The organism is Delftia sp. JD2 (genome assembly GCF_001682645.1).
Taxonomy (GTDB): Bacteria; Pseudomonadota; Gammaproteobacteria; order Burkholderiales; family Burkholderiaceae_C; genus Comamonas; species Comamonas acidovorans.
Window position 1 is genome coordinate 1 of the sequence record NZ_LFJT01000078.1, and the last position, 20,756, is coordinate 20,756.

The following is a 20,756-nucleotide window of genomic DNA, read 5'->3' on the forward strand; positions in this document are numbered from 1 at the left end:
GGTGGAGGTAAACGGGATCGAACCGATGACCTCTTGCATGCCATGCAAGCGCTCTCCCAGCTGAGCTATACCCCCAAAAATCCGATACTGGCGGAGTGGACGGGACTCGAACCCGCGACCCCCGGCGTGACAGGCCGGTATTCTAACCAACTGAACTACCACTCCTGGCAGACAGCTTTTGCGCTCTTTCGAGCCAAGTGCTGCAAACTTGGCGACCCTACGGGGATTCGAACCCCGGTACTCACCGTGAAAGGGTGATGTCCTAGGCCTCTAGACGATAGGGTCACAGCCTATGATCCGCCGATAAAAAAGCGCCTTCGTTTTTCAAAGGCGCTTACATACCAAGCGGCAAATTTTGGCGGAGTGGACGGGACTCGAACCCGCGACCCCCGGCGTGACAGGCCGGTATTCTAACCAACTGAACTACCACTCCTGGCAGACAGCTTTTGCGCTCTTTCGAGCCAAGTGCTGCAAACTTGGCGACCCTACGGGGATTCGAACCCCGGTACTCACCGTGAAAGGGTGATGTCCTAGGCCTCTAGACGATAGGGTCAATCCTAGAACTTGCGTAAATACTCAAGTCTCAATTTTTGGTGGAGGTAAACGGGATCGAACCGATGACCTCTTGCATGCCATGCAAGCGCTCTCCCAGCTGAGCTATACCCCCTTCATGCTGCAATCGCTGCTTCTTGTTAGTTGCTGCGTTTGCATCAGAGACTCGAATTATAGACAGGTTTTTAGCGGTTTTTCAAACGGGCCAGAATTTTTTCACGACCCAGCAGCTCCAGCACCGCGTCCACCGAAGGCGTGTGCGCCGTGCCCAGCGTCAGCACGCGCACCGGCATGGCCAGTTGCGGCATCTTCAGGCCCTGGGCCTTGAGCACTTCCTTGATCAAAGCGGCAATGGCTTCCTTGCTCCACTCCACCGAGGCGATGCCTTCGGCGAAGGCGTCCAGGGCGGGCGCCACGGCGTCGGTCACATGCTTGGCCAGGTCTTCGGCGTTGCGGTCGAAGGCGTCCACATAGAACAGGCGCACCCAGCCGGCCAGATCGACCAGGGTTTCGCAGCGGTCCTTGAACAGGGCGCAGATGCGCGGCAGGCGGTCATCGGCATCGAGCAGGGCCTGGTCCAGGCCGGTCTTGAGCACGAAGGGGCGCACCAGCTCTGCCAGGGCCGCATCGTCCAGGGCCTTCAGGTGCTGGGCATTGACCCAGCGCAGCTTGGCCTCGTCGAACTGGCCTGCGCTGCGGCCCAGGTGGTCGAGGTTGAACCACTCCAGGAACTGGGCGCGGCTGAAGATTTCGTCATCGCCGTGGCTCCAGCCCAGGCGGGCCAGGTAGTTGACCATGGCGTCGGGCAGGTAGCCTTCGTCGCGGTACTGGGTGACGGCCTTGGCGCCGTTGCGCTTGCTCATCTTCTCGCCCTGCTCATTGAGCACGGTGGGCAGGTGGGCGAACACGGGCACGCTGGCGCCCAGCGCCTCGAAGATGTGGATCTGGCGCGGCGTGTTGTTGACGTGGTCGTCGCCACGGATGACATGGGTGATGGCCATGTCCATATCGTCCACGCAGACGCAGAAGTTGTAGGTGGGCGTGCCATCGGGGCGCGCGATCACAAGGTCGTCCAGCTCGCTGTTCTGGAACTCGATACGGCCCTTGCACTTGTCTTCCCAGGCCACGACGCCGCCCTGCGGCGTCTTGAAGCGCAGCACGGGGCGCACGCCTTCGGGCACGGGCGGCAGCACCTTGCCTTCTTCAGGGCGCCAGGTGCCGTCGTAGCGCGGCTTTTCCTTGTTGGCCATCTGGCGCTCGCGCAGGGCGTCGAGTTCTTCCACGCTCATGTAGCAGGGGTAGACATGGCCCGAGGCCTGCAGGCCTGCCAGCACCTCCTTGTAGCGGTCCATGCGCTGCATTTGATAGAACGGACCTTCGTCATGGTCCAGCTGCAGCCAGGCCATGCCTTCGATGATCACGTCCACCGAGGCCTGGGTGGAACGCTCCACGTCGGTGTCTTCGATGCGCAGGATGAAATCACCACCCGTGGCGCGTGCGAAGGCCCAGGGATACAGGGCCGAGCGGATGTTGCCCAGGTGGATGAAGCCCGTGGGAGACGGGGCAAAACGGGTTCGTACTTTTTGTGTCATTGCAGGGTATCCAGTCCGCGGGACAGATCGTTCTTGATGTCGCCCAGGTATTCCAGTCCGACGGAGATGCGCAGCAGGCCCTGGCCGATGCCGGCGGCACGGCGCTGCTCTTCGCTCAGGCGGCCATGCGAGGTGCTGGCCGGGTGGGTGATGGTGGTCTTGACGTCGCCCAGGTTGGCCGTGATCGAGCACACCAGGGTGCTGTCGGCTACATGGAAGGCATTGGCGCGCAGCTGTTCGGCGCCCTCGCCCACCACGTCGAAGGACAGCACGCCGCCGCCCATGCCGTTTTGCTGGCGCATGGCCAGCTCGTGCTGCGGGTGACTGGCCAGGCCCGGGTAGTAGACACGGGCGACCTTGGGATGGGCCTCCAGCCAGGTGGCCAGCTCCAGCGCGGCGGCGCTTTGCGCCTTGACGCGCAGGGACAGCGTCTCCAGACCCTTGAGCACCACCCAGGCGTTGAACGGCGCCAGGTTCAGGCCGCCGCTGCGCAGGAAGGTGCCCATGACCTTGTCCACCAGCGCCGTCGTGCCACAGACCGCGCCCGACATGACGCGGCCCTGGCCGTCCAGCAGCTTGGTGCCGGAGTGCACGACCAGGTCGGCACCGAACTGGGCGGGCCGCTGCAGCGCGGGCGAGGCAAAGCTGTTGTCCACCGCCAGCAGCGCGCCATGGGCGTGCGCCAGTTCGGCCAGCGCGGCGATGTCGCACAGGTCGGTCAGCGGGTTGGTCGGCGTCTCGGCGAACAGCAATCGCGTGTTGGGACGGATGGCGGCCTTCCAGGCCTGCACATCGGTCTGCGAGACAAAGCTGGTCTCGATGCCGAAGCGCGCCATCTCGCCGCCCAGCAGCTTGATGGTGGAGCCGAACATGGACTGCGAGCAGATCACATGGTCGCCCGCCTTGAGCGTGGTCAGCGCCACCAGCAAGATGGCCGACATGCCGGTGGACGTGGCCACGGCGCATTCCGTGCCTTCCATGGCGGCCAGGCGCTGCTCGAAGCTGGTCACCGTGGGGTTGGAGGTGCGGCTGTAGGTGTAGCCGGGCTCTTCGTTGGCGAAGCGGCGCGCTGCCGTTGCGCAGTCGGGCTGCACGAAGCTGCTGGTCATGTACAGGGCTTCGCTGTGCTCGCCCCACTGGCTTCGTTCCACGGCCACGCGCAGGGCCAGCGTATCGGGATGCAGGCCTTCGGGAAGTGTCTTGTTCGTCACGTTGATGGTCCTTGGGGTCGGGCGCGGCCCGCCGATGGCGGCGGTGCCCGGAAAAAAGGAGCTAGAAACACTTGTCACCTGGGGACTTGCTGGGCGTTGCAGCCTGCAGCCCTCCAGCACCAGCGCTTTTAGCTCATTTGTCAAAAAAGGGCGGGCCTCAGGCCCGCCCCCGTATTGTCACTGAAGCCCAATCACTCGGACTCAGGCTCGGACTCGGGCTCAGGCTTCCTGGGCGTTGGGCAGGGACAGGCGCGAGGCGTCGCTGGACTCTTCCTCGCCGCCGCGGTTGCGGCCTTCATTGAGTGCCGTGACTTCGTCCTCGGAGATGTCGCCCGTGATGTAGACGCCATCGAAGCACGAGGCCTCGAAGCCCTGCACCTGCGGGTTGATCTTGCCCACGGTCTGCTTCATGGCGGCCACATCCTGGTAGATCAGCGCGTCGGCACCGATAACTTGGCGGATTTCCTCGACCGTGCGGCCATGCGCCACCAGTTCGGCGCGCGTGGGCATGTCGATGCCGTAGACGTTGGGATGGCGCACCGGAGGCGCTGCCGAGGCCAGGTAGACCTTGACGGCACCGGCATCACGCGCCATCTGCACGATTTCCTTGGAGGTGGTGCCGCGCACGATGGAGTCATCCACCAGCAGCACCTTGCGGCCCTTGAACTCGCTGCCGATGGCGTTGAGCTTCTGGCGCACCGATTTCTTGCGCGAGGACTGGCCCGGCATGATGAAGGTCCGGCCCACGTAGCGGTTCTTGACGAAGCCTTCGCGGTACGGAATGCCCAGCAGCTGGGCCAGCTGCATGGCGCTGGGGCGGCTGGATTCGGGAATCGGGATGATGGCGTCGATCTCGTTGGGCGGCACGGTGGAGACCACGCGCTTGGCCAGCGTCTCGCCCATGTTCAGGCGGGCCTGGTAGACGGAGATGCCATCCAGCACGGAGTCCGGGCGGGCCAGGTACACGTACTCGAACACGCAGGGGTGCAGCTCGCTCTTTTCAGCGCACTGGCGGGTTTCGACCTGGCCGTCGCTGTGCACGAACACGGCCTCGCCCGGGGCGACATCGCGCTCGAGCTGGTGCAGCGTGCCTTCCAGGGCCACGGACTCGCTGGCCAGCATCACCGAGCCGTCGGCACCGCGGCCCATGCACAAGGGACGGATGCCGAACGGGTCGCGGAAGGCCAGCAGGCCGTAGCCGGCGATCAGCGCGATCACCGCATACGAGCCCTTGATGCGCTTGTGCACGGCGCTGACGGCCTGGAACACGTCTTCGCTCTTGAGCGGCGCGCCACTGCTGGCGCGGGCCAGCTCGTGGGCCAGCACGTTGAGCAGGACTTCGGAGTCGCTCTCGGTGTTGGTGTGGCGGTGGTCGGTGTCCGACAGCTCCTCGCGCAGCTGCTTGGCATTGGTGAGGTTGCCGTTGTGCACCATGACGATGCCGAAGGGCGCGTTCACGTAGAAGGGCTGGGCCTCTTCCTCGCTGGTCGCGTTGCCGGCCGTCGGGTAGCGCACCTGACCCAGGCCCACCGTGCCCGGCAGGGCACGCATGTTGCGGGTGCGGAACACGTCGCGCACCATGCCCTTGGCCTTGTGCATGAAGAACTTGCGCTCCTGCTGGGTCACGATGCCTGCGGCATCCTGGCCACGGTGCTGCAGCAGCAGCAGGGCGTCATAGATCAGTTGATTCACGGGCGCGGTGCTGACTACACCAACGATTCCACACATAGTTGCGTTCCATCCGTTTGCGAAGGTCGCCCTTCGCTGTCTGGGCCGTAGCAGCCACCCATTGGCCACGCCTGCGCCCGATTTCTCTATCCAAACTGTTTCTGCCAGCCGACTCCTGCGCTGCAGCGCCTTGTCATGCAGCCGGCAGATAGCGTCCCCATTCCTGCGGCAGCTGTGGCAAAACCACAGCCAGCGCCTGCATCAGCCATGGCGCCAAGGCTGAATCCTGCCACCACTGCCCCTGGTGCAGCGGCGTGTAGCTGATCACCATCGTTGCCACCAGGGCCAGCAGCGCCCCGCGCAGCACGCCGAACAGCGCGCCCAGCGTGCGGTCCACGGGCCTCAGGCCCACCGCCTCGATCAGCCGGCGCGACAGCCAGGACACCAGGCCCCAGCCGAACAGCGCCAGCACGAACAACAGCACAAAGCCTGCGGCGTAGCGCAGCTGCATGTCCCAGTCCTGCATGGGCAGCCACAGCGCCACGTCTGCCGCCCAGATGCGGGCCACGACAAAGGCCACCAGCCAGCCCAGCAGAGACAGTACCTCGTACACCAGCCCGCGCCAGGCGCCAAGCAGCATCGAGGCCAGCACGCAGGCCAGCAAAACCCAGTCCACCGTGGACATACGCTATTTCTGTGCGCCCGTGCTGCTTTGCAAGATGTACGTCACCGCGTCAGAGCTTGATCACCGACGCCGGCAGGCCCTGGCCCTTGACGCGCGCCGCCGCCTTGTCGGCTTCGGCCCGGCCGTTGAACGGGCCCACACGCACCCGCGTGCGCTTGCCGTCCTTGGTGTCCACCACCTGCGTGAATGTCTTCAGGCCCGCCAGCTCCAGCTTGGCGCGGATTTCCTGGGCCTTGCCGGCGTCGGAGAAGGCACCGACCTGCACGATGAAGCGTTCGTCCGTCGCTGCGGCCGCCGTTGAAGCGGCGGGCGCGCTGCGTCCTTCCAGCAGGGCACGGGCACGCGCGGCATCGTCGCTCCTGGACGGCTCGGGCTTGGGTTCGGGCTTTGGCTTGGGCTCGGGTTTCGGCTCGGGCTTGGGCTCCGGCTTGTGCTCGGGTTTGGCCGGCTCAGGCTTGGGCTTGGGTTCCGGCTTGGGTTCGGGTTTGGTCTCAGGCTTGGTGGCGGGCTTGGGCTCCGGCTTTGCTTCAGGCTTGACCGGAGCCACCTGGGAAACGGGAGGCGCCACAGGCACGGACGGCACGGACGGCGTCGAAGGCCTGCCCATGGGAACCTCTTCCTCATCGGCACCCAGCGAGGCCTGGGCCGACACGCGGCCCGTCGGCGCAGCCGCGCCATGCGAATGGGCGTCCACGGCATTGGCGCCGGGCACGACCAGGGGCGCAACCTTGTCGCGGTCAGGAATCTCGATGGGGATGTCTACGGGAATCGGACGCGGCTGGGTGTCGAACAGCAGGGGGAAACCCACCACGCCGGCCAGGACCAGCACGGCAGCGCCGATGAGGCGGTGACGCGCCCGGCGGCGCATGACATCGACGCTTTCCGCCTGTCCCAGCCGTGTGGGCCGCCTCGATGCGGACGACGAATCACCGTCGTCTTTTTTGCCGGGCCAACGAAAATTGAAAAATGCCATGGAGTGCGGACTCGTTCATATCGGCCACCACAGCGGCCACGATGGCCGCCTGCGGTGCGGATCACTGGATTCAGGTGCCCAGATGCTTGGCGTTCAGCCGGGGCGGGCCGTCCTGCAGCACGCCGCCCACCGTGAAGAACGAGCCAAAGACCACGATTCTATCAGTGGGACCTGCGGCCAGAACCGCTGCATCCAGCGCCAGCTGCGGGTTTGCGAAGGTGGCCACCGACAGCTCGCGGGGCACGCCGGGTGCGGGCGGCAGGGCTTCGATCTTCTGGCGCAGCACTTCGGCGCTTTCGGCACGCGGCGTGGGCAGGTCGGTCAGGTACCACCGGTCGATCAGCGGTGCGATTCTGCCCAGCATGGGCGCCAGGTCCTTGTCGTGCATGGCGCCGAACACCGCATGCGTGCAGGGGAAGTAACCCATGGCGTCGAGGTTGGCCGTCAGCGCCGCCACCGAATGCGGGTTGTGCGCCACGTCCAGCACCAGCGTGGGCTGGCCCGGAATGATCTGGAAACGCCCCGGCAGCTCGACCATGGCCAGCCCCGTGCGCACGGCCTGGGCCGTGACCGGAAGGCGGCTGCGAATGGCTTCGAGCGCGGCCAGCGCACCCGATGCATTGACCAGCTGGTTGGCGCCGCGCAGCGCCGGATAGGCCAGGCCCGCATAGCGCCGCCCGCGTCCGGCCCAGCCCCACTGCTGCTTGTCGCCCGAGAAGTTGAAGTCCTGGCCCAGGCGCCAGAGATCGGCGCCAATGGCCTGTGCATGGTCCAGCACGCTTTGCGGCGGCATGGGATCGCTGACCACCACCGGCCGGCCGGCGCGCATGATGCCGGCCTTCTCGCGGCCGATGCTCTCGCGGTCCGGGCCCAGGAATTCCACATGGTCGATGTCGATGCTGGTGATGACGGCGCAATCGGCATCGATCACGTTCGTGGCATCCAGCCTCCCGCCCAGGCCCACCTCGAGAATCGCCACATCCAGCCTGGACTGGCTCATCAGCCGCAGGATGGCCAGCGTGGTGAATTCGAAATAGGTGAGCGCCACTTCCGTGCCCTGCACGCGCGCCTGCTCCACGGCCTCGAACTGCGGCAGCAGCTCGGCTGCCTTCACGATCTCGCCGCCCACGCGGCAGCGCTCCTCGAAATGCACCAGATGCGGCGATGTGTAGACGCCGGGGCGAAAGCCCGACTGCAGCGCCACGGCCTCCAGCATGGCGCAGGTCGAGCCCTTGCCATTGGTGCCCGCCACCGTGATCACGGGGCAGTCGAAACGCAGGTCCAGGCGCTGGGCGACTTCGCGCACGCGATCCAGGCCCAGCGCGATATTCTTGGGGTGCAGGCGCTCGCAATATGCGAGCCATGCATCCAATGTGGGAAATGAGGTGTGCATACTGCGCGCTATTGTTACCCAGGGACAGTGTCCTTATGGGGTCCTCGCCATCCGCGGACTGCGGCAACTGCAACCAATCATGACCACCTCAAACACTGTGACGCTCTACGGCATTCCCAACTGCGACACCGTCAAGAAGGCCCGCGCCTGGCTTGCCGACCAGGGCATCGCCTACGAATTCCACGACTTCAAGAAACAGGGCGTCCCTGCCGCGCAACTGCCTGCCTGGATGCAGGCCGTGGGCTGGGAAAAGCTGCTCAACCGCCAGGGCACGACCTGGCGCAAGCTCGACGCCGACACCCAGGCCGGCGCCCAGGATGCGGCCGGTGCCGCAGCCCTCATGCAGCAGCAGCCCAGCGTCATCAAGCGCCCGGTCGTCCAATGGCCGCAGGGCCGCATCACCGTGGGTTTTGCGCCCGATACCTGGGCAGAGCTGGCCCACGAGGGCAAGCGCTAACATTGCCGTCAAGCCTGGAACAGCTTATTACGTGGATTTACGCGGCCGCAAACTGCTTTTCGGGCCCGAGGAATACACTTGCATGGAGCCTGGCAGGAAGTACCGCCAACGCAACAGGAGTGCAATCATGAAATCCCTGGTTCTTTTGACGCTGGCGGCCACGACCGCCACCGTAGCCCTGGCCCAGGAGCAAGGCCGGGTGCTTTCCGTGACCGCGGTGACGCAACAGGTGGCCGTGCCCCAGCAGGTCTGCCGCGATGAGAACGTCTACTCGGGCCAGCGCAGCACCTCGGGCGCGGGCGCCGTGCTGGGTGCGCTGGCGGGCGGCGTGGTGGGCAACGCCATTGGCCACGGCGGCGGACGCGCTGCGGCCACGGCAGCCGGCGTGATTGGCGGCGCCATGCTGGGCAACCAGGCTGAAGCCTCGGGGCAGCAGCCCCAATACCAGACGGTGCGCAACTGCACCACCCAGACCTACTACCAGAACCGCGCCGTGGCCTACGACGTGGTCTATGAGTACGCGGGCCGCAACTACACGACGCGGACCGCCACGCCGCCTGGCGACTGGATCGCACTGAGCGTGCAGCCCGCAGCCAACAGCGGCGCCTACGGCAGCAATGGTTACTACAGCACCAACCAGCCGCCCCAGGCCGCGTACTCCACCACGCCCGTGCCGCCGCCCGTGGTCTATGAAAACAATTACTACGACGGTGGTTACTACCCGGCCCAGCCGGTGCAACCGGTGTATTCGGCCGGTGACTATGTGGCGCCCGTGGTGATTGGCGCAGCCCTTGCTGCCGGCGTGTACTACGCCTCGCGCCCCAGCTATCACGGCTGGCGCGGCGGCTACCGCCATGGCTGGCGCCGCTGAGGCCGCCATGCGCTCGCCCCGCAAGCCCCGACAAGGGGCTTTTTGCATGGCGGCGGCCAGCACGTACGGGCAGCGGCCGGGTGCTGGCCTAAAATGGGCGGTTTAGTCCACCCTCTGCCCAGCTTCCATGACCACCGAAACCATCTCTGGCATCACCCTGACCACCAAGGCCAATGTCTATTTCGACGGCAAATGCATCAGCCACGGCTTCACGCTGGCCGATGGCACGAAGAAGTCTGCCGGCGTGGTGCTGCCCAGCCAGCTGACTTTCGGCACGGCCGCTGCCGAGATCATGGAATGCGTGGCCGGCTCCTGCGAGTACAAGCTCGACGGCTCGGACCAGTGGCTCACCTCCAAGGCCGGCGAGTCCTTCCAGGTGCCTGCGAACTCCAAGTTCGACATCCGCGTGACCGAGGCCTACCACTACATCTGCCACTACGCCTAAGCGCCTGAGCGCCTGAGCAGACCGACGCATTCGACCTGACGGCGCCCAGGCGCCTTCCGTGTTTTCCGGCAGCCGCGTCCCGCACGCCAGCCGCCATCGTTATTGAGAGAAGCATCGTATGGAAACCATCCTGCAAAACGTTCCCGTCGGCCAGAAGGTCGGCATCGCCTTCTCGGGCGGCCTGGACACCAGCGCTGCCCTGCGCTGGATGAAGAACAAGGGCGCCCTGCCCTACGCCTACACGGCCAACCTGGGCCAGCCCGACGAGGCCGACTACGACGAAATCCCCCGCAAGGCCATGGAGTACGGCGCCGAGCAGGCCCGCCTGATCGACTGCCGTTCGCAGCTGGCCGGCGAAGGCATTGCCGCCATCCAGGCCGGCGCCTTCCACATCTCCACGGGCGGCATCACCTACTTCAACACCACGCCCCTGGGCCGTGCCGTGACCGGCACCATGCTGGTGGCCGCCATGAAGGAAGACGACGTCAACATCTGGGGTGACGGCTCGACCTTCAAGGGCAACGACATCGAGCGCTTTTACCGCTACGGCCTGCTGACCAACCCCGCTCTGAAGATCTACAAGCCCTGGCTGGACCAGACCTTCATCGACGAGCTGGGCGGTCGCGCCGAGATGTCGGCCTTCATGACCAAGGAAGGCTTCGGCTACAAGATGAGCGCCGAGAAGGCCTACTCGACCGACAGCAACATGCTGGGCGCCACGCACGAGGCCAAGGACCTGGAGTTCCTGAACAGCGGCATCCGTATCGTCAACCCCATCATGGGCGTGGCGTTCTGGAAGCCCGAAGTCGAGGTCAAGGCCGAGGAAGTGTCGGTGACCTTTGACGAAGGCCGCCCCGTGGCCATCAACGGCAAGGAAATCGCCGACCCCGTGGAGCTGTTCCTGGAAGCCAACCGCATCGGCGGCCGCCACGGCCTGGGCATGAGCGACCAGATCGAGAACCGCATCATCGAAGCCAAGAGCCGCGGCATCTACGAAGCCCCCGGCATGGCCCTGCTGCACATCGCCTACGAGCGCCTGGTGACCGGCATCCACAACGAGGACACCATCGAGCAGTACCGCATCAACGGCCTGCGCCTGGGCCGCCTGCTGTACCAGGGCCGCTGGTTCGACCCGCAGGCCATCATGCTGCGCGAAACCGCCCAGCGCTGGGTGGCCCGCGCCGTGACCGGCACCGTGACGCTGGAACTGCGCCGCGGCAACGACTACTCCATCCTGAACACCGAATCGCCCAACCTGACCTACGCTCCCGAGCGCCTGTCGATGGAAAAGGTCGAGGACGCGCCCTTCAGCCCCGCCGACCGCATTGGCCAGCTGACCATGCGCAACCTGGACCTGATGGACACGCGCGACAAGCTGGCCATCTACTCCAAGGCCGGCCTGCTGTCGCTGGGCACCAGCACCGCCCTGCCCCAATTGGGCGGCAAGGAATGACCTACACCCCCTGAGCGGCTGACGCCGCTTCCCCCTCTCTACTCGCTTCGCGAGGGAGGGGGACGACGCCCTCGCTGCGGGGCGGCCCTTGCTCGGCGTCCCTGGCATGGGACGCGCCCGCCAAGCACGCGACGCCATGGGCCAGAAAATCGCACACTTGCATCCCACAAGCCGCCGCAAGGCGGCTTTTTTACGCCCCTGCTACCAGCGCGCGCCCTCGAAGCGCTGCACGAGAAAATCCAGCAGCGCGCGCACGGCCACCGGCAGGTGGCGGCGGGAGCTGTACAGCGCATGCACGGTCAGCGGCTGCGGGCGCCAGTCCGGCAGCACCAGCTCCAGCTGGCCGGCCTTCAGCATGGGCTGGACCAGGTAGGTGGGCTGGAAGGCGATGCCCGCACCCTCGACGGCAGCGGCGGCCAGCACGGTGGCTTCGTTGGCGTTGAACCAGGTGGTGACGGCGATCTGCTGCTCATCGCTCTCATCGTCACGCCGCGCCAATTGCCAGACATTGCGGCCCACGCGCATATGGCCCAGGCAGCGGTGGGCCTGCAACTGGGCCGGTGTCTGCGGCCGCCCTGCCGCGTCCAGGTAGGCGGGCGAGGCCACCAGCACCGATTCGCACACGGCCAGCGGCCGGCCGATGAGTGCCGCGCCGGGATCGGCGCTGATGCGTATGGCCAGGTCGATGCGCTGCTGCACCAGGTCCAGCGCGCCGTCGTCCACCAGCAGGTCGATCTTGAGGTGCGGGTGCAGCCGCATGAACTGCGCAATGGCCGGCGCCATCTGCGCATGGCCGAAGGACATGCTGCAGGTCACGCGCAGCAGGCCGCGCAACTGGCTGTCGCCGGCGCGCATCTCGCCTTGCACCTCATCGGCCAGGGCCAGCATCTGCTGGCTGTAGCGCAGGCACTGCGCACCGGCATCGGTGAGCGAGACGCGGCGCGTGGTGCGGTGCAGCAGGCGCGCGCCCAGCCACTGCTCCAGCGACTCCACATGGCGCGTGGCCATGGCACGCGACAGGTCCAGCCGCTCGGCCGCCGCCGTGAAGCTGCCGCATTCGGCCACCGTGGCAAACACCTGCATCGCCAGCAATCGGTCCATGGATCTGCTCGATTTCTGCAACAAACAAGCGCATATTCTGCGGTTTATCTGCTCGATTTCAAAAACTAAAGTACGACACATGGCAGCACGGCGCTGCCACCCGTTTTCTGTCTTGTGCTTTTTTCAAAGGAAATCGACATGCTTCGCACCACCGTGCTTTCGCTCACCCTGGCCCTGTCGGCCGGCCTGTCCCATGCCCAGGCGCCCGCCCCGCTGCAGATGAAGGTCTACCAGGCCGACGAACACAGCTTTGCCGTGACCTCCACCCTGATCACCGGCGCCAAGGAGGCCGTGGTCGTGGACAGCGGCTTCACCCGCGCCGACGGCCTGCGCATTGCCGCCAATGTGCTGGACAGCGGCAAGCAGCTGACCACCATCCTCATCAGCAATGCCGACCCCGACTACTACTTCGGCGCCGAGGTGCTGAAGAACCTGTTCCCGCAGGCCAAGGTCGTGGCCACGCCCGCCGTGCGCGAGAAGATCGAGTCCAAGCTGCAGGGCAAGCTGGCCTTCTGGGGCCCCAAGATGGGCGCCAACGCCCCCAGCCATCCCGTGCTGCCCGAGGCCCTGCAGGGCAATACGGTGACCGTGGACGGCCAGACGCTGGAGCTGCGCGGCACCACCGGCCCGCTGGCCCACCGCCCCTATGTCTGGGTGCCTGCGCTGCAGGCCATCGTCGGCAACGTGGGCGTGTTCGGCAACCTGCATGTCTGGACGGCGGACACGCAAAAGAGCGCCGAGCGCAAGGCCTGGCTGGCGCAGCTGGACGAGATGCAGGCCCTCAAGCCCGCCGTCGTCGTGCCCGGCCACATGCAGGCCGGCACCGCCATGGACGCCAGCGCCATCGCCTATACACGCGACTATCTCCAGCGTTTCGAGGCCGCCGCCGCCAAGGCCGCAAACAGTGCCGAGCTGATCGGCGCCATGAAGCAGGCCTACCCGCAGGCCGGCATGGCGCTGTCGCTGGACATTGGAGCCAAGGTGAACAAGGGCGAGATGCCCTGGTAAGCAGGCACTTTCACAAAAATCCTCATGGAACCTGCATGCTGCGGCCTTGATCCAACGAGTTGCCGCCCTCATTCGTCGTGGCGGCAGGAGGTGCAGCCATGAAATACATGAAGCATTGGCAGGACCCGATCAATGTCCTGCTGGGAGCCTGGTTGGCGGTCTCGCCCTGGGTGCTCGGGTTCCAGGACCAGATGGCGCCCACGGCCAATGGCGTGGTCATCGGCCTGGCGCTGATTGCCGCTGCGCTGGGGGCCATCTTCATGCCCCGCGCGTGGGAGGAATGGACCGAAGGCCTGCTGGGGCTGTGGATGGTGATCTCGCCCTGGGCGCTGGGCTTTGCCGGCCAGATGGATGCCATGCGCAATGCCGTGGTGTCCGGCGTGGTGGTCATGGTGCTGGCGCTGTGGGTGCTGATGACCGACAAGGACTACATGAGCTGGCGCAGCAGCCACTCCGCCCACTGATGCGCTGAAGCACTGAAGCGCTGATACAAAGCAAGCAAAGCGGCCCGCAGGCCTCCACGGTCTGCGGGCCGCTGTTTTCTTGAGGCCGTCGATCGATCAGACCACCACGGGCTCGGGCTCCAGGCGGATGCCGAATCGCTCGTAGACGCTGGTCTGTATCGCGCCGGCCAGCGTCATGACCTCGCCCCCGGTGACGCTGCGGTCCACGCTGTGCCGGTCGCCCCGATTGACCAGCACCAGGGCCTGCTTGTCATACACCCCGGCGCGGCCCATGGATTTGCCCTTCCAGCCGCAGGCATCGATCAGCCAGCCGGCGGCCAGCTTGATGGAGCCGTCGTCCATGGGGTAGTGCACGATCTTGGGCTCGCGCGCAATGATGTCGGCGCACTGCTCGGGCGTCACCGTCGGGTTCTTGAAGAAGCTGCCGGCGTTGCCGATCTGATCCGGATCGGGCAGCTTGGCGCGGCGGATCTCGCAGACCCAGTCGAAGATCTGGCGGGCCGTGGGCTCGGCCACGCCGACCTCGGCCTGGCGGCGCTGCAGGTCCAGGTAGCCCAGGCCGGGCTTCCACTCCTTGGGCAGGGCCAGGCGCACGCGCGTGATCACGGCGCGGCCCTTGAGGCCCATGCCGCGCGGCGGCACGCCGCTCATGCGTGCCCGTGCCACGGGCGTGGGTTCGGCCGGGGCGTGCTTGAACACCGAGTCGCGGTAGCCGAAGGCGCATTGCGCGGCATCCAACGTGAAGGATTCACCCGTGGCCAGGTCGATGGCATCCAGCGAATCGAACCGGTCCTGCAGCTCCAGCCCGTAGGCGCCGATGTTCTGCACCGGCGATGCGCCCACGGTGCCGGGAATCAGCGCCATGTTCTCCAGGCCGCCATAGCCCTGCGACAGGGTCCAGGCCACCAGGTCGTGCCAGCGCTCGCCGGCACCGGCCTCGACGATCCAGTGGCGCTCGGTCTCGCGCAGCAGGCGCATGCCCGCTATCTCCATCTTGAGGACCACGGGATCGACATCGCCCGTGATCACCACGTTGCTGCCGCCGCCCAGCACGAACACGGGCTGGCGGCCCCACAGCGGATCGGCCAGGAAATGGCGAATATCCTCATCGCTGCGCACACGCACCAGGGTGTGGGCACGGGCGGCGATGCCGAAGCTGTTGCAATGCTGCAGCGGAACATTTTTCTCGACTAACATCAGCCGGATTGTCGCACCGCGTCCCCACGCCTCCGGCACCGTGCCCGCATCGCCCGGTCCCGCGCTGCGATACTTTTTCAGAACATTTACAGGAAATATTTGCCATGCCTTCTTTTGACACCGTGTGCGAAGCCGACTTCGTCGAAGTGAAGAACGCCGTGGAGAACACCGCCAAGGAAATCGGCACGCGCTTCGACTTCAAGGGCACCTCGGCCGCCATCGAACTTAAGGACAAGGAAATAACGCTGTTCGGCGATGCCGACTTCCAGCTGCAGCAGGTCGAGGACATCCTGCGCAACAAGCTGACCAAGCGCAGCGTGGACGTGCGCTTCCTGGACATCCAGAAGGCACAGAAGATCGGCGGCGACAAGCTCAAGCAGACCATCAAGGTCAAGAACGGCATCGAGGCCGAGCTGGGCAAGAAGCTGCAAAAGCTGATCAAGGACAGCAAGCTCAAGGTGCAGGCCGCCATCCAGGGCGACGCCGTTCGCGTCACCGGCGCCAAGCGCGACGACCTGCAGGCGGCCATGGCCCTGATTCGCAAGGACCTGGCCGACCATCCCCTGTCCTTCAACAACTTCCGCGACTGATCGCCCGGCATCCGCCCCTCCATCACAAGCCCCATGCGCCACCTGCGTGCCGTACTTCTGAGCCTGGCCGGCGTGGCCGTGCTGGCTCCGCCACCGGCGACAGCGCAGTCCGTGGCACTTCGCGGCGTGCTGGGCAGCAAGGCCCTGCTGGTCATCGACGGCGGCACGCCACGCGCTCTGGCGGCCGGCGACAGCCTGCAGGACGTGCGCGTGCTGCAGGTATCGGGCGACACGGCCGAGGTGGAAATCAAGGGCCGCCGCCAGACATTGCGCCTGGGCGAAGCGCCCATCAGCCTGGGCGGCCGGGGCGCGGCGGGGGGCGATCCCGTGCTTGGCCGGCGCGTGGTGCTCAAGGCCGACAACCGGGGCCATTTCATCGAACGCGGCCAGATCAATGGCAAGACCATGGTCTACATGGTGGACACGGGCGCCAGCTCGGTCGCCATAGGCCGGTCCGACGCCGAACGCATGGGCCTGCCCTTTCTCAAGGGCCAGCCCGTGATGATGCGCACCGCCAACGGCGACGCCCAGGGCTGGAGCCTGCGGCTGGACTCGGTGCGCGTGGGCGATGTCGAGGTCTTTGGCGTGGACGCCGTGGTCGCCCCTCTTGCCATGCCCTATGTGCTGCTGGGAAACAGCTTTCTGGCCCACGTCCAGATGACCCGCCAGGGCAGCGAGATGGTGCTGGAGCGGCGCTGATGCGGCCTGCACTCGCCCCGCTTTCCGCACCCCGCCACCGATGAGCCGACGCCCCGACGATTCCTACGAAGACCTGCTGGGCCTGTGGTCCGACCTGGAGGCCGCGCTGTCCGTGTTGCTGTCCGCGCCGCTGCAGGTGCAGGGCTTCCTGGTCAAGCTGCAGCAGATCGACCTGTGGCTGCAGGAGTTGATCGCCCACGACAGCGATGCCGCGCTGTACCTGATGTTCCAGCGCGCCTGCTCCTCCACCGTGGGCTACAGCGCCTCCCATGCCCTGGTCTGCGCCTGCCTGTGCCATGTGCTGGCGCGCGAGCTGCGCCTGAACGAGACCGAGCACCGCACCCTGGTACGCGGCGCGCTGACCATGAACATCGGCATGAACGCGCTGCAGGACGAACTGGCGCTGCAGCGCGAGCCGCTGACCCCCGCCCAGCAGCAGGCCGTGCAGCGCCATCCGCTGCAAAGCCAGGCCCTGCTGGCGCGTCTGTTCGTCAACGACGCGCAGTGGCTGGAACTGGTGGCCCGCCACCATGAAGCCGTGCCCCAGCAGCCCTTGGCCACACTGCCCCCGGTGCAGCGCCTGGTGCGCATCCTGGGCACGGTGGACCGCTACGCGGCCCTGATCAGCCCGCGCAAGTCACGCGAAGGCCGCAGCGCCGCCGAGTCGCTGCGCGCGCTCACCCAGCAGCAGCGCTACTCCGACGAAGTCGGCTTCGCGCTGGTGCGCGCCGTGGGCCTGTGCCCGCCCGGCACCTACGTGCGGCTGGACAACGGCGACATCGCCGTGGTGCTGCGCCGTGGCGAGCCGCCGCAGCCGCCGCTGGTGGCCAGCGTGATCGGCGCCGACGGCGCCAGCCTCTACCCGCCCGTCATCCACGAAGGCGAGGACGGCCCCCGCATCCGCTCGGCACTGGCGCGCGCCGCCATCACGCTGGAGCTGGACCCGCGCACGCTGGCGCAGCTGGGCGTGCTGGCCGCACGCGGCAGCCAGTCGCTGTACCGCATGGTGCAGGTGCCCGGACCTGTCTGAACGATCTGGCGCCTGAAGCGCGCGACACCGGCGCCGCAGCCCGTATCAGGTCCGCGCGCCAGCCCACAGGCCCGCATGGTGGCCACGCGTGAAGGCCTCCTCCAGCACCGAGTAGCCGGCCCAGTCGGAATGCGCGAACCACAGGCGGCGCGTGCCCGGCGTGGGCAGCAGGGCCACGCGCTCGCCGGCGCACTGCGCGCTGCGGCCCCGGTGGTGCGACTGCAGCGCCACCTGGCTGAGCAGTTGCTGGTCGCCAGGCCGGGGAATGGCCATGGCGTGGCCGTAGCGCGTGATCTCCATGCGCGTGGCCTTGTGCAGCAGGTCGGGATGGGGGATGAGCAGGCTGCCGACGATGCGGTCCCGCCAGAAGCCGAAGGGCTGGCCCAGCAGTTGCGCGCGCCCGTCAGGCCAGTCGCCCAGCGCCTGGTAGTAACTGAGCACCGTGGGCCGGGGCGTGAGCCGGTCCAGGCCCTGGTGGCCCGCGTCCACGTAGCCCAGACCGCCCGCATTCGGATCGGCAAACAGCACGTTGTCCCAGGCCGGATCGGCGCCGGGCCGGTCGGCCAGCGGCCGCTGCAGATGGATGTTGGCCACCAGCCAGGGCGCCCAGTCCAGCCGGCCCGCCACCGCGCGCAGGAAATCCGGCGCATCGCGCACCACGCGTGCCGCGATGAAGCTGGGCAGGGCCACGACGCAGCGCGCGGCCAGCCAGCGCTCGTGCTGCTGGCGGCCATGGTGGTAGACGTCGATCTCCACACCGTCGGCACCTTCGGCGATGGATAGCACGCTGCAATCCGTCTGCAGGTCGGTGGAGCCCAGCCCTGCCACCAGTTGCTGCGACAGCCAGCCGTTGCCCTGGGGCCAGGTCAGCACGGCGTCGCCGGCCTCTTCTGCCGTTCGCTCGTCCTGGCGGCGCGGGGCCGAGAAGCCATGGCGGCTGGCGAAATAGTGAATGCCTGCCCAGGCCGATACGCGCGCCAGGCCCGCGCCAAAGTCGTCGCGGCAGCAGTACTCCAGATACCAGATCAGCTGCGCATCATCGATGCCCTGGCTGGTCAGCCAGGCCTGCATGGTCTGGCCGTCCAGCGCGGCATGGGCGGCGGGCAGCCGGCCCTCGCGCTGCCAGACACGGATGGACGGCATGGCAAAGGCCGCCCTGTCCATCTCCTGGGCCACGCTCCGCGCAAAGAGTTCGTACTGCTCCAGCGTGCGCGGCGCCACGCCATCGACGGGCAGCAGGCCCTCATGCCAGGCGCCCTGCCAGAACAGGCGCTCCTGCGGGCTGTGGCACAGATGGCGCTCGTCGTACTGCCAGCGGCCCGCGCGGCGCTGGCGCAGGCCCAGGGCCTCCAGCCAGTCCTGCACCTCGGCCGCATCGTCACCGGGCAGGGGCAGATAGTGGGCACCCAGCGGACAGGGCAGGCCCGCAATGCTGCCGCCCTGGCTGTTGCCGCCCATGGCCTGCTGCGTGTCCAGCAGGGCCACGCCCTGCACACCCGCCAGCTCCAGTGCGCGCGCGGCGGCCAGGCCTGCCATGCCGCCGCCGGCAATCACCACCTTGGCACGGTGCACCACGGCCGGCGCCGGCAGCGCCAGGCCCTGGGCCAGGCGCTGCCAGAACGCGCGCAAGGCATGGCCGCGCTCCAGCGCCACGCCGCTGAATCCGCCGGGCAGGTCTTCAAGCCGCGGTGGCGTTGGCGTGCAGCCGGACAGGCCCAGGGCCGCGCCGCCGGCCAGGCCCTGCAGCCATTGGCGCCGGCTCCAAAGGGGCGAGAGGCCGGTGCTCAACGCTCCACCCTGCCCCATTCGCGCTCGTAGGTGTTGACCAGCACCTGGTTGGACAGGCGGTTGACCTCGGCCGGCACACGCGCCATGTCCAGCGGGAAGTCGAACATCAGCGCCATGGTCTGCGCGCTCAGAAAGCGCAGGCCCGCAGGCAGGGCATCGGGCTCGCGCCAAGGCCGGTGGCTGGCGATGACGAAGCCCCATTCGCCAAAACTGGGCACATGCGCGTGGTAGGGCGTGGCCTGCAGGCCGATGGATTCGATGGTCTGCACCACGGTCCAGTAGCTCTTGCGTGCGATCAGGGGCGAGGTGGTCTGCACCACGGCGTAGCCACTGGCCGCCAGGCGCTTGTCCAGCAAGGCATAGAAGCTGTTGGTGAACAGCTTGCCGATGGCGAAATTGGTCGGATCGGGGAAATCGACGATGACCACGTCGAAGGTATCACCGCCCTGCTGCAGCCAGTGGAAGGCATCGGTATTGAGGATGTGCACGCGCGCATCGCTGAGCGCTTCGCCGTTGAGCCGGCGCAGCATGGCGTTGTCCTTGAACAGGTCCGTCATGGCCGGGTCCAGCTCCACCAGGGTGACCGACTCCACCGAGGGGTACTTGAGCACCTCGCGCACGGCCATGCCGTCGCCGCCGCCCAGCACGGCCACGCGCTTGGGCGCGCCATGCGCGGCCATCACCGGGTGGACCAGGGCCTCGTGGTAGCGGTACTCGTCGCTTTGCGCAAACTGCAGGTTGCCGTTGAGGTACAGCCGCGCGCCCTGGCGCCCCTGCGTCACCACGATGCGCTGGTAGGGCGAGCTGCTGGAGAGCACGATGCGGTCCTGGTAGAAATGGTCGTCGGCCAGGCGCGTCAGATGGTCGGCGCCCCAGATGCCCGTGCCCAGCAGGGCCAGCACGGCAGCGCAGGCCAGGGCATGGGCGCGCGGTCGCCGCAGTTCATGGCGAAACAGCAGCAGTGCCCAGACCGCTACCGCCGCATTCATGAAGCCGAACAGCAGCCCCGTGCGCACCAGGCCCAGCTTGGGCACCAGCAGCAGCGGAAATGCCAGCGACACGGCCAGCGCGCCCAGGTAGTCGAAGGTCAGCACCTGGGACACCAGGTCCTTGAGCGTCACATTGCGCTTGAGGATGCGCATCACCAGCGGAATCTCCAGCCCCACCAGCGTGCCCACCACCAGCACCATGCCGTACAGCAGGAACCGGAACGCGCCGGGCGCGTAGGCGTTGGCAATGAACAGCGTGGCCGGCAGCGCGCCGCCGACCAGGGCCACCATCAGCTCGATGCGCAGAAAGTGCGCGGGCAGATGGTCCTCGAAATAGCGCGAAAGCCATGAGCCGATGCCCATGGCGAACAGGTAGCTGCCGATGATGGTGGAGAACTGCAGGACCGAGTCGCCCAGCAGATAGGAAGCCAGCGCACCCGCAGCCAGTTCGTAAAGCAGGCCGCAGGCCGCGATCACGAAGACGCTGACCAGCAGGGCGATGTCGATGGGACGCGCCGGCTGCGCGCCGGCAAGAGGGGCTGAGGTTTGCACGGCCGGTATTGTGCGCGATGCGCCCCTTCCCGCGTGCA

General features: G+C 66.9%; 19 protein-coding genes and 6 tRNA genes. 9 read left to right on the forward strand and 16 right to left on the reverse strand.

From position 1 onward, the window contains the following. Nucleotides 1-2 precede the first annotated feature (2 nt). The 12 genes from ACM14_RS27215 to folC form a co-directional block, all read right to left on the reverse strand. Nucleotides 3-75 (reverse strand) — tRNA-Ala (locus ACM14_RS27215). A 13-nt stretch (nucleotides 76-88) separates the two neighbouring features. Then, nucleotides 89-165, reverse strand: a tRNA-Asp gene (locus tag ACM14_RS27220). Between the two features lie 44 nt (nucleotides 166-209). Further along, a tRNA-Glu gene (locus tag ACM14_RS27225) sits at nucleotides 210-285 on the reverse strand. 71 nt (nucleotides 286-356) lie between these two features. Beyond that, nucleotides 357-433: transfer RNA gene (locus ACM14_RS27230), tRNA-Asp, on the reverse strand. Between the two features lie 44 nt (nucleotides 434-477). After that, nucleotides 478-553: transfer RNA gene (locus ACM14_RS27235), tRNA-Glu, on the reverse strand. A 38-nt stretch (nucleotides 554-591) separates the two neighbouring features. Next, nucleotides 592-667: transfer RNA gene (locus ACM14_RS27240), tRNA-Ala, on the reverse strand. 70 nt (nucleotides 668-737) lie between these two features. Continuing rightward, nucleotides 738-2,144: a glutamate--tRNA ligase gene (gltX, locus tag ACM14_RS27245; RefSeq protein ID WP_065347882.1), complete on the reverse strand. Its 1,407-nt coding sequence runs from the start codon at nucleotides 2,142-2,144 to the stop codon at nucleotides 738-740. Further along, nucleotides 2,141-3,355, reverse strand: a complete 1,215-nt coding sequence (locus ACM14_RS27250) for an O-succinylhomoserine sulfhydrylase (protein ID WP_013801588.1) — start codon at nucleotides 3,353-3,355, stop codon at nucleotides 2,141-2,143. Before ACM14_RS27250 ends, gltX begins: the two co-directional genes overlap by 4 nt. Before the next feature lie 219 nt (nucleotides 3,356-3,574). Next, nucleotides 3,575-5,083, reverse strand: a complete 1,509-nt coding sequence (gene purF / locus ACM14_RS27255; protein WP_034395856.1) for an amidophosphoribosyltransferase — start codon at nucleotides 5,081-5,083, stop codon at nucleotides 3,575-3,577. 133 nt (nucleotides 5,084-5,216) lie between these two features. Then, entirely contained in the window at nucleotides 5,217-5,708 is a 492-nt protein-coding gene (locus tag ACM14_RS27260; RefSeq protein ID WP_012206569.1) for a CvpA family protein, read from the reverse strand. A 49-nt stretch (nucleotides 5,709-5,757) separates the two neighbouring features. Next, nucleotides 5,758-6,681 carry an SPOR domain-containing protein gene (locus tag ACM14_RS27265; RefSeq protein ID WP_065347883.1) on the reverse strand — a complete coding sequence of 308 codons (924 nt, stop codon included), beginning with the start codon at nucleotides 6,679-6,681 and terminating at the stop codon, nucleotides 5,758-5,760. A gap of 70 nt (nucleotides 6,682-6,751) precedes the next feature. Then, on the reverse strand, nucleotides 6,752-8,074 hold the full coding sequence (folC, locus tag ACM14_RS27270; RefSeq protein ID WP_013801586.1) for a bifunctional tetrahydrofolate synthase/dihydrofolate synthase: 1,323 nt from the start codon (nucleotides 8,072-8,074) through the stop codon (nucleotides 6,752-6,754). A gap of 79 nt (nucleotides 8,075-8,153) precedes the next feature. Between folC and ACM14_RS27275 the strand changes: the two genes are divergently transcribed. The 4 genes from ACM14_RS27275 (at nucleotide 8,154) to argG (ending at nucleotide 11,300) form a co-directional block, all read left to right on the forward strand. Next, entirely contained in the window at nucleotides 8,154-8,531 is a 378-nt protein-coding gene (locus ACM14_RS27275) for an ArsC family reductase (RefSeq protein WP_063325854.1), read from the forward strand. Nucleotides 8,532-8,658: 127 nt separating this feature from the next. After that, nucleotides 8,659-9,402, forward strand: coding sequence for a glycine zipper 2TM domain-containing protein (locus tag ACM14_RS27280; RefSeq protein WP_065347884.1), 744 nt, complete (start codon nucleotides 8,659-8,661; stop codon nucleotides 9,400-9,402). A 127-nt stretch (nucleotides 9,403-9,529) separates the two neighbouring features. Then, a complete protein-coding gene (locus tag ACM14_RS27285) occupies nucleotides 9,530-9,847 on the forward strand; it encodes a pyrimidine/purine nucleoside phosphorylase (RefSeq protein ID WP_012206574.1) in 318 nt (105 codons plus the stop codon). Between the two features lie 118 nt (nucleotides 9,848-9,965). Further along, on the forward strand, nucleotides 9,966-11,300 hold the full coding sequence (gene argG / locus ACM14_RS27290; protein WP_013801583.1) for an argininosuccinate synthase: 1,335 nt from the start codon (nucleotides 9,966-9,968) through the stop codon (nucleotides 11,298-11,300). A 201-nt stretch (nucleotides 11,301-11,501) separates the two neighbouring features. On the opposite strand, the gene ACM14_RS27295 is transcribed toward argG, so the two are convergent. Further along, nucleotides 11,502-12,401 carry a LysR family transcriptional regulator gene (locus ACM14_RS27295; protein ID WP_065347885.1) on the reverse strand — a complete coding sequence of 300 codons (900 nt, stop codon included), beginning with the start codon at nucleotides 12,399-12,401 and terminating at the stop codon, nucleotides 11,502-11,504. A 138-nt stretch (nucleotides 12,402-12,539) separates the two neighbouring features. Between ACM14_RS27295 and ACM14_RS27300 the strand changes: the two genes are divergently transcribed. Both ACM14_RS27300 and ACM14_RS27305 read left to right on the forward strand, forming a co-directional pair. Beyond that, nucleotides 12,540-13,409: an MBL fold metallo-hydrolase gene (locus ACM14_RS27300; RefSeq protein ID WP_012206577.1), complete on the forward strand. Its 870-nt coding sequence runs from the start codon at nucleotides 12,540-12,542 to the stop codon at nucleotides 13,407-13,409. A gap of 98 nt (nucleotides 13,410-13,507) precedes the next feature. Further along, nucleotides 13,508-13,873, forward strand: coding sequence for an SPW repeat protein (locus ACM14_RS27305; RefSeq protein ID WP_043819628.1), 366 nt, complete (start codon nucleotides 13,508-13,510; stop codon nucleotides 13,871-13,873). 96 nt (nucleotides 13,874-13,969) lie between these two features. On the opposite strand, the gene murB is transcribed toward ACM14_RS27305, so the two are convergent. Then, on the reverse strand, nucleotides 13,970-15,070 hold the full coding sequence (gene murB / locus ACM14_RS27310; RefSeq protein ID WP_065347886.1) for a UDP-N-acetylmuramate dehydrogenase: 1,101 nt from the start codon (nucleotides 15,068-15,070) through the stop codon (nucleotides 13,970-13,972). Between the two features lie 104 nt (nucleotides 15,071-15,174). On the opposite strand from murB, the gene ACM14_RS27315 reads away from it, so the two are divergent. The 3 genes from ACM14_RS27315 to ACM14_RS27325 are packed head-to-tail and all read left to right on the forward strand — an operon-like array spanning nucleotide 15,175 to nucleotide 17,389. After that, the gene (locus ACM14_RS27315) at nucleotides 15,175-15,660 is read left to right on the forward strand and encodes a YajQ family cyclic di-GMP-binding protein (protein ID WP_012206580.1); all 486 of its coding nucleotides are present in this window, start codon (nucleotides 15,175-15,177) and stop codon (nucleotides 15,658-15,660) included. 33 nt (nucleotides 15,661-15,693) lie between these two features. Then, the gene (locus ACM14_RS27320) at nucleotides 15,694-16,359 is read left to right on the forward strand and encodes a TIGR02281 family clan AA aspartic protease (RefSeq protein ID WP_065347887.1); all 666 of its coding nucleotides are present in this window, start codon (nucleotides 15,694-15,696) and stop codon (nucleotides 16,357-16,359) included. Between the two features lie 40 nt (nucleotides 16,360-16,399). After that, nucleotides 16,400-17,389 (forward strand): HD-GYP domain-containing protein, encoded by a 990-nt coding sequence (locus tag ACM14_RS27325; protein ID WP_065347888.1) that lies wholly within the window; start codon nucleotides 16,400-16,402, stop codon nucleotides 17,387-17,389. Nucleotides 17,390-17,434: 45 nt separating this feature from the next. On the opposite strand, the gene ACM14_RS27330 is transcribed toward ACM14_RS27325, so the two are convergent. Both ACM14_RS27330 and ACM14_RS27335 read right to left on the reverse strand, forming a co-directional pair. Next, nucleotides 17,435-19,195: an FAD-dependent oxidoreductase gene (locus ACM14_RS27330; RefSeq protein WP_065347889.1), complete on the reverse strand. Its 1,761-nt coding sequence runs from the start codon at nucleotides 19,193-19,195 to the stop codon at nucleotides 17,435-17,437. Further along, entirely contained in the window at nucleotides 19,174-20,718 is a 1,545-nt protein-coding gene (locus ACM14_RS27335) for a polyamine aminopropyltransferase (RefSeq protein WP_034395892.1), read from the reverse strand. Before ACM14_RS27335 ends, ACM14_RS27330 begins: the two co-directional genes overlap by 22 nt. Nucleotides 20,719-20,756 lie beyond the last annotated feature (38 nt).

What these genes read in the sequence shown, in the direction of transcription:
- ACM14_RS27330 (WP_065347889.1), bottom strand. Translation starts at nt 19,195, where the DNA reads ATGGGGCAGGGTGGAGCGTTGAGCACCGGCCTCTCGCCCCTTTGGAGC.
- purF (WP_034395856.1), bottom strand. Translation starts at nt 5,083, where the DNA reads ATGTGTGGAATCGTTGGTGTAGTCAGCACCGCGCCCGTGAATCAACTG.
- ACM14_RS27320 (WP_065347887.1), top strand. Translation starts at nt 15,694, where the DNA reads ATGCGCCACCTGCGTGCCGTACTTCTGAGCCTGGCCGGCGTGGCCGTG.
- gltX (WP_065347882.1), bottom strand. Translation starts at nt 2,144, where the DNA reads ATGACACAAAAAGTACGAACCCGTTTTGCCCCGTCTCCCACGGGCTTC.
- murB (WP_065347886.1), bottom strand. Translation starts at nt 15,070, where the DNA reads ATGTTAGTCGAGAAAAATGTTCCGCTGCAGCATTGCAACAGCTTCGGC.
- argG (WP_013801583.1), top strand. Translation starts at nt 9,966, where the DNA reads ATGGAAACCATCCTGCAAAACGTTCCCGTCGGCCAGAAGGTCGGCATC.
- ACM14_RS27305 (WP_043819628.1), top strand. Translation starts at nt 13,508, where the DNA reads ATGAAATACATGAAGCATTGGCAGGACCCGATCAATGTCCTGCTGGGA.
- ACM14_RS27280 (WP_065347884.1), top strand. Translation starts at nt 8,659, where the DNA reads ATGAAATCCCTGGTTCTTTTGACGCTGGCGGCCACGACCGCCACCGTA.
- ACM14_RS27265 (WP_065347883.1), bottom strand. Translation starts at nt 6,681, where the DNA reads ATGGCATTTTTCAATTTTCGTTGGCCCGGCAAAAAAGACGACGGTGAT.
- ACM14_RS27275 (WP_063325854.1), top strand. Translation starts at nt 8,154, where the DNA reads ATGACCACCTCAAACACTGTGACGCTCTACGGCATTCCCAACTGCGAC.
- ACM14_RS27325 (WP_065347888.1), top strand. Translation starts at nt 16,400, where the DNA reads ATGAGCCGACGCCCCGACGATTCCTACGAAGACCTGCTGGGCCTGTGG.
- ACM14_RS27300 (WP_012206577.1), top strand. Translation starts at nt 12,540, where the DNA reads ATGCTTCGCACCACCGTGCTTTCGCTCACCCTGGCCCTGTCGGCCGGC.
- folC (WP_013801586.1), bottom strand. Translation starts at nt 8,074, where the DNA reads ATGCACACCTCATTTCCCACATTGGATGCATGGCTCGCATATTGCGAG.
- ACM14_RS27315 (WP_012206580.1), top strand. Translation starts at nt 15,175, where the DNA reads ATGCCTTCTTTTGACACCGTGTGCGAAGCCGACTTCGTCGAAGTGAAG.
- ACM14_RS27295 (WP_065347885.1), bottom strand. Translation starts at nt 12,401, where the DNA reads ATGGACCGATTGCTGGCGATGCAGGTGTTTGCCACGGTGGCCGAATGC.
- ACM14_RS27260 (WP_012206569.1), bottom strand. Translation starts at nt 5,708, where the DNA reads ATGTCCACGGTGGACTGGGTTTTGCTGGCCTGCGTGCTGGCCTCGATG.
- ACM14_RS27285 (WP_012206574.1), top strand. Translation starts at nt 9,530, where the DNA reads ATGACCACCGAAACCATCTCTGGCATCACCCTGACCACCAAGGCCAAT.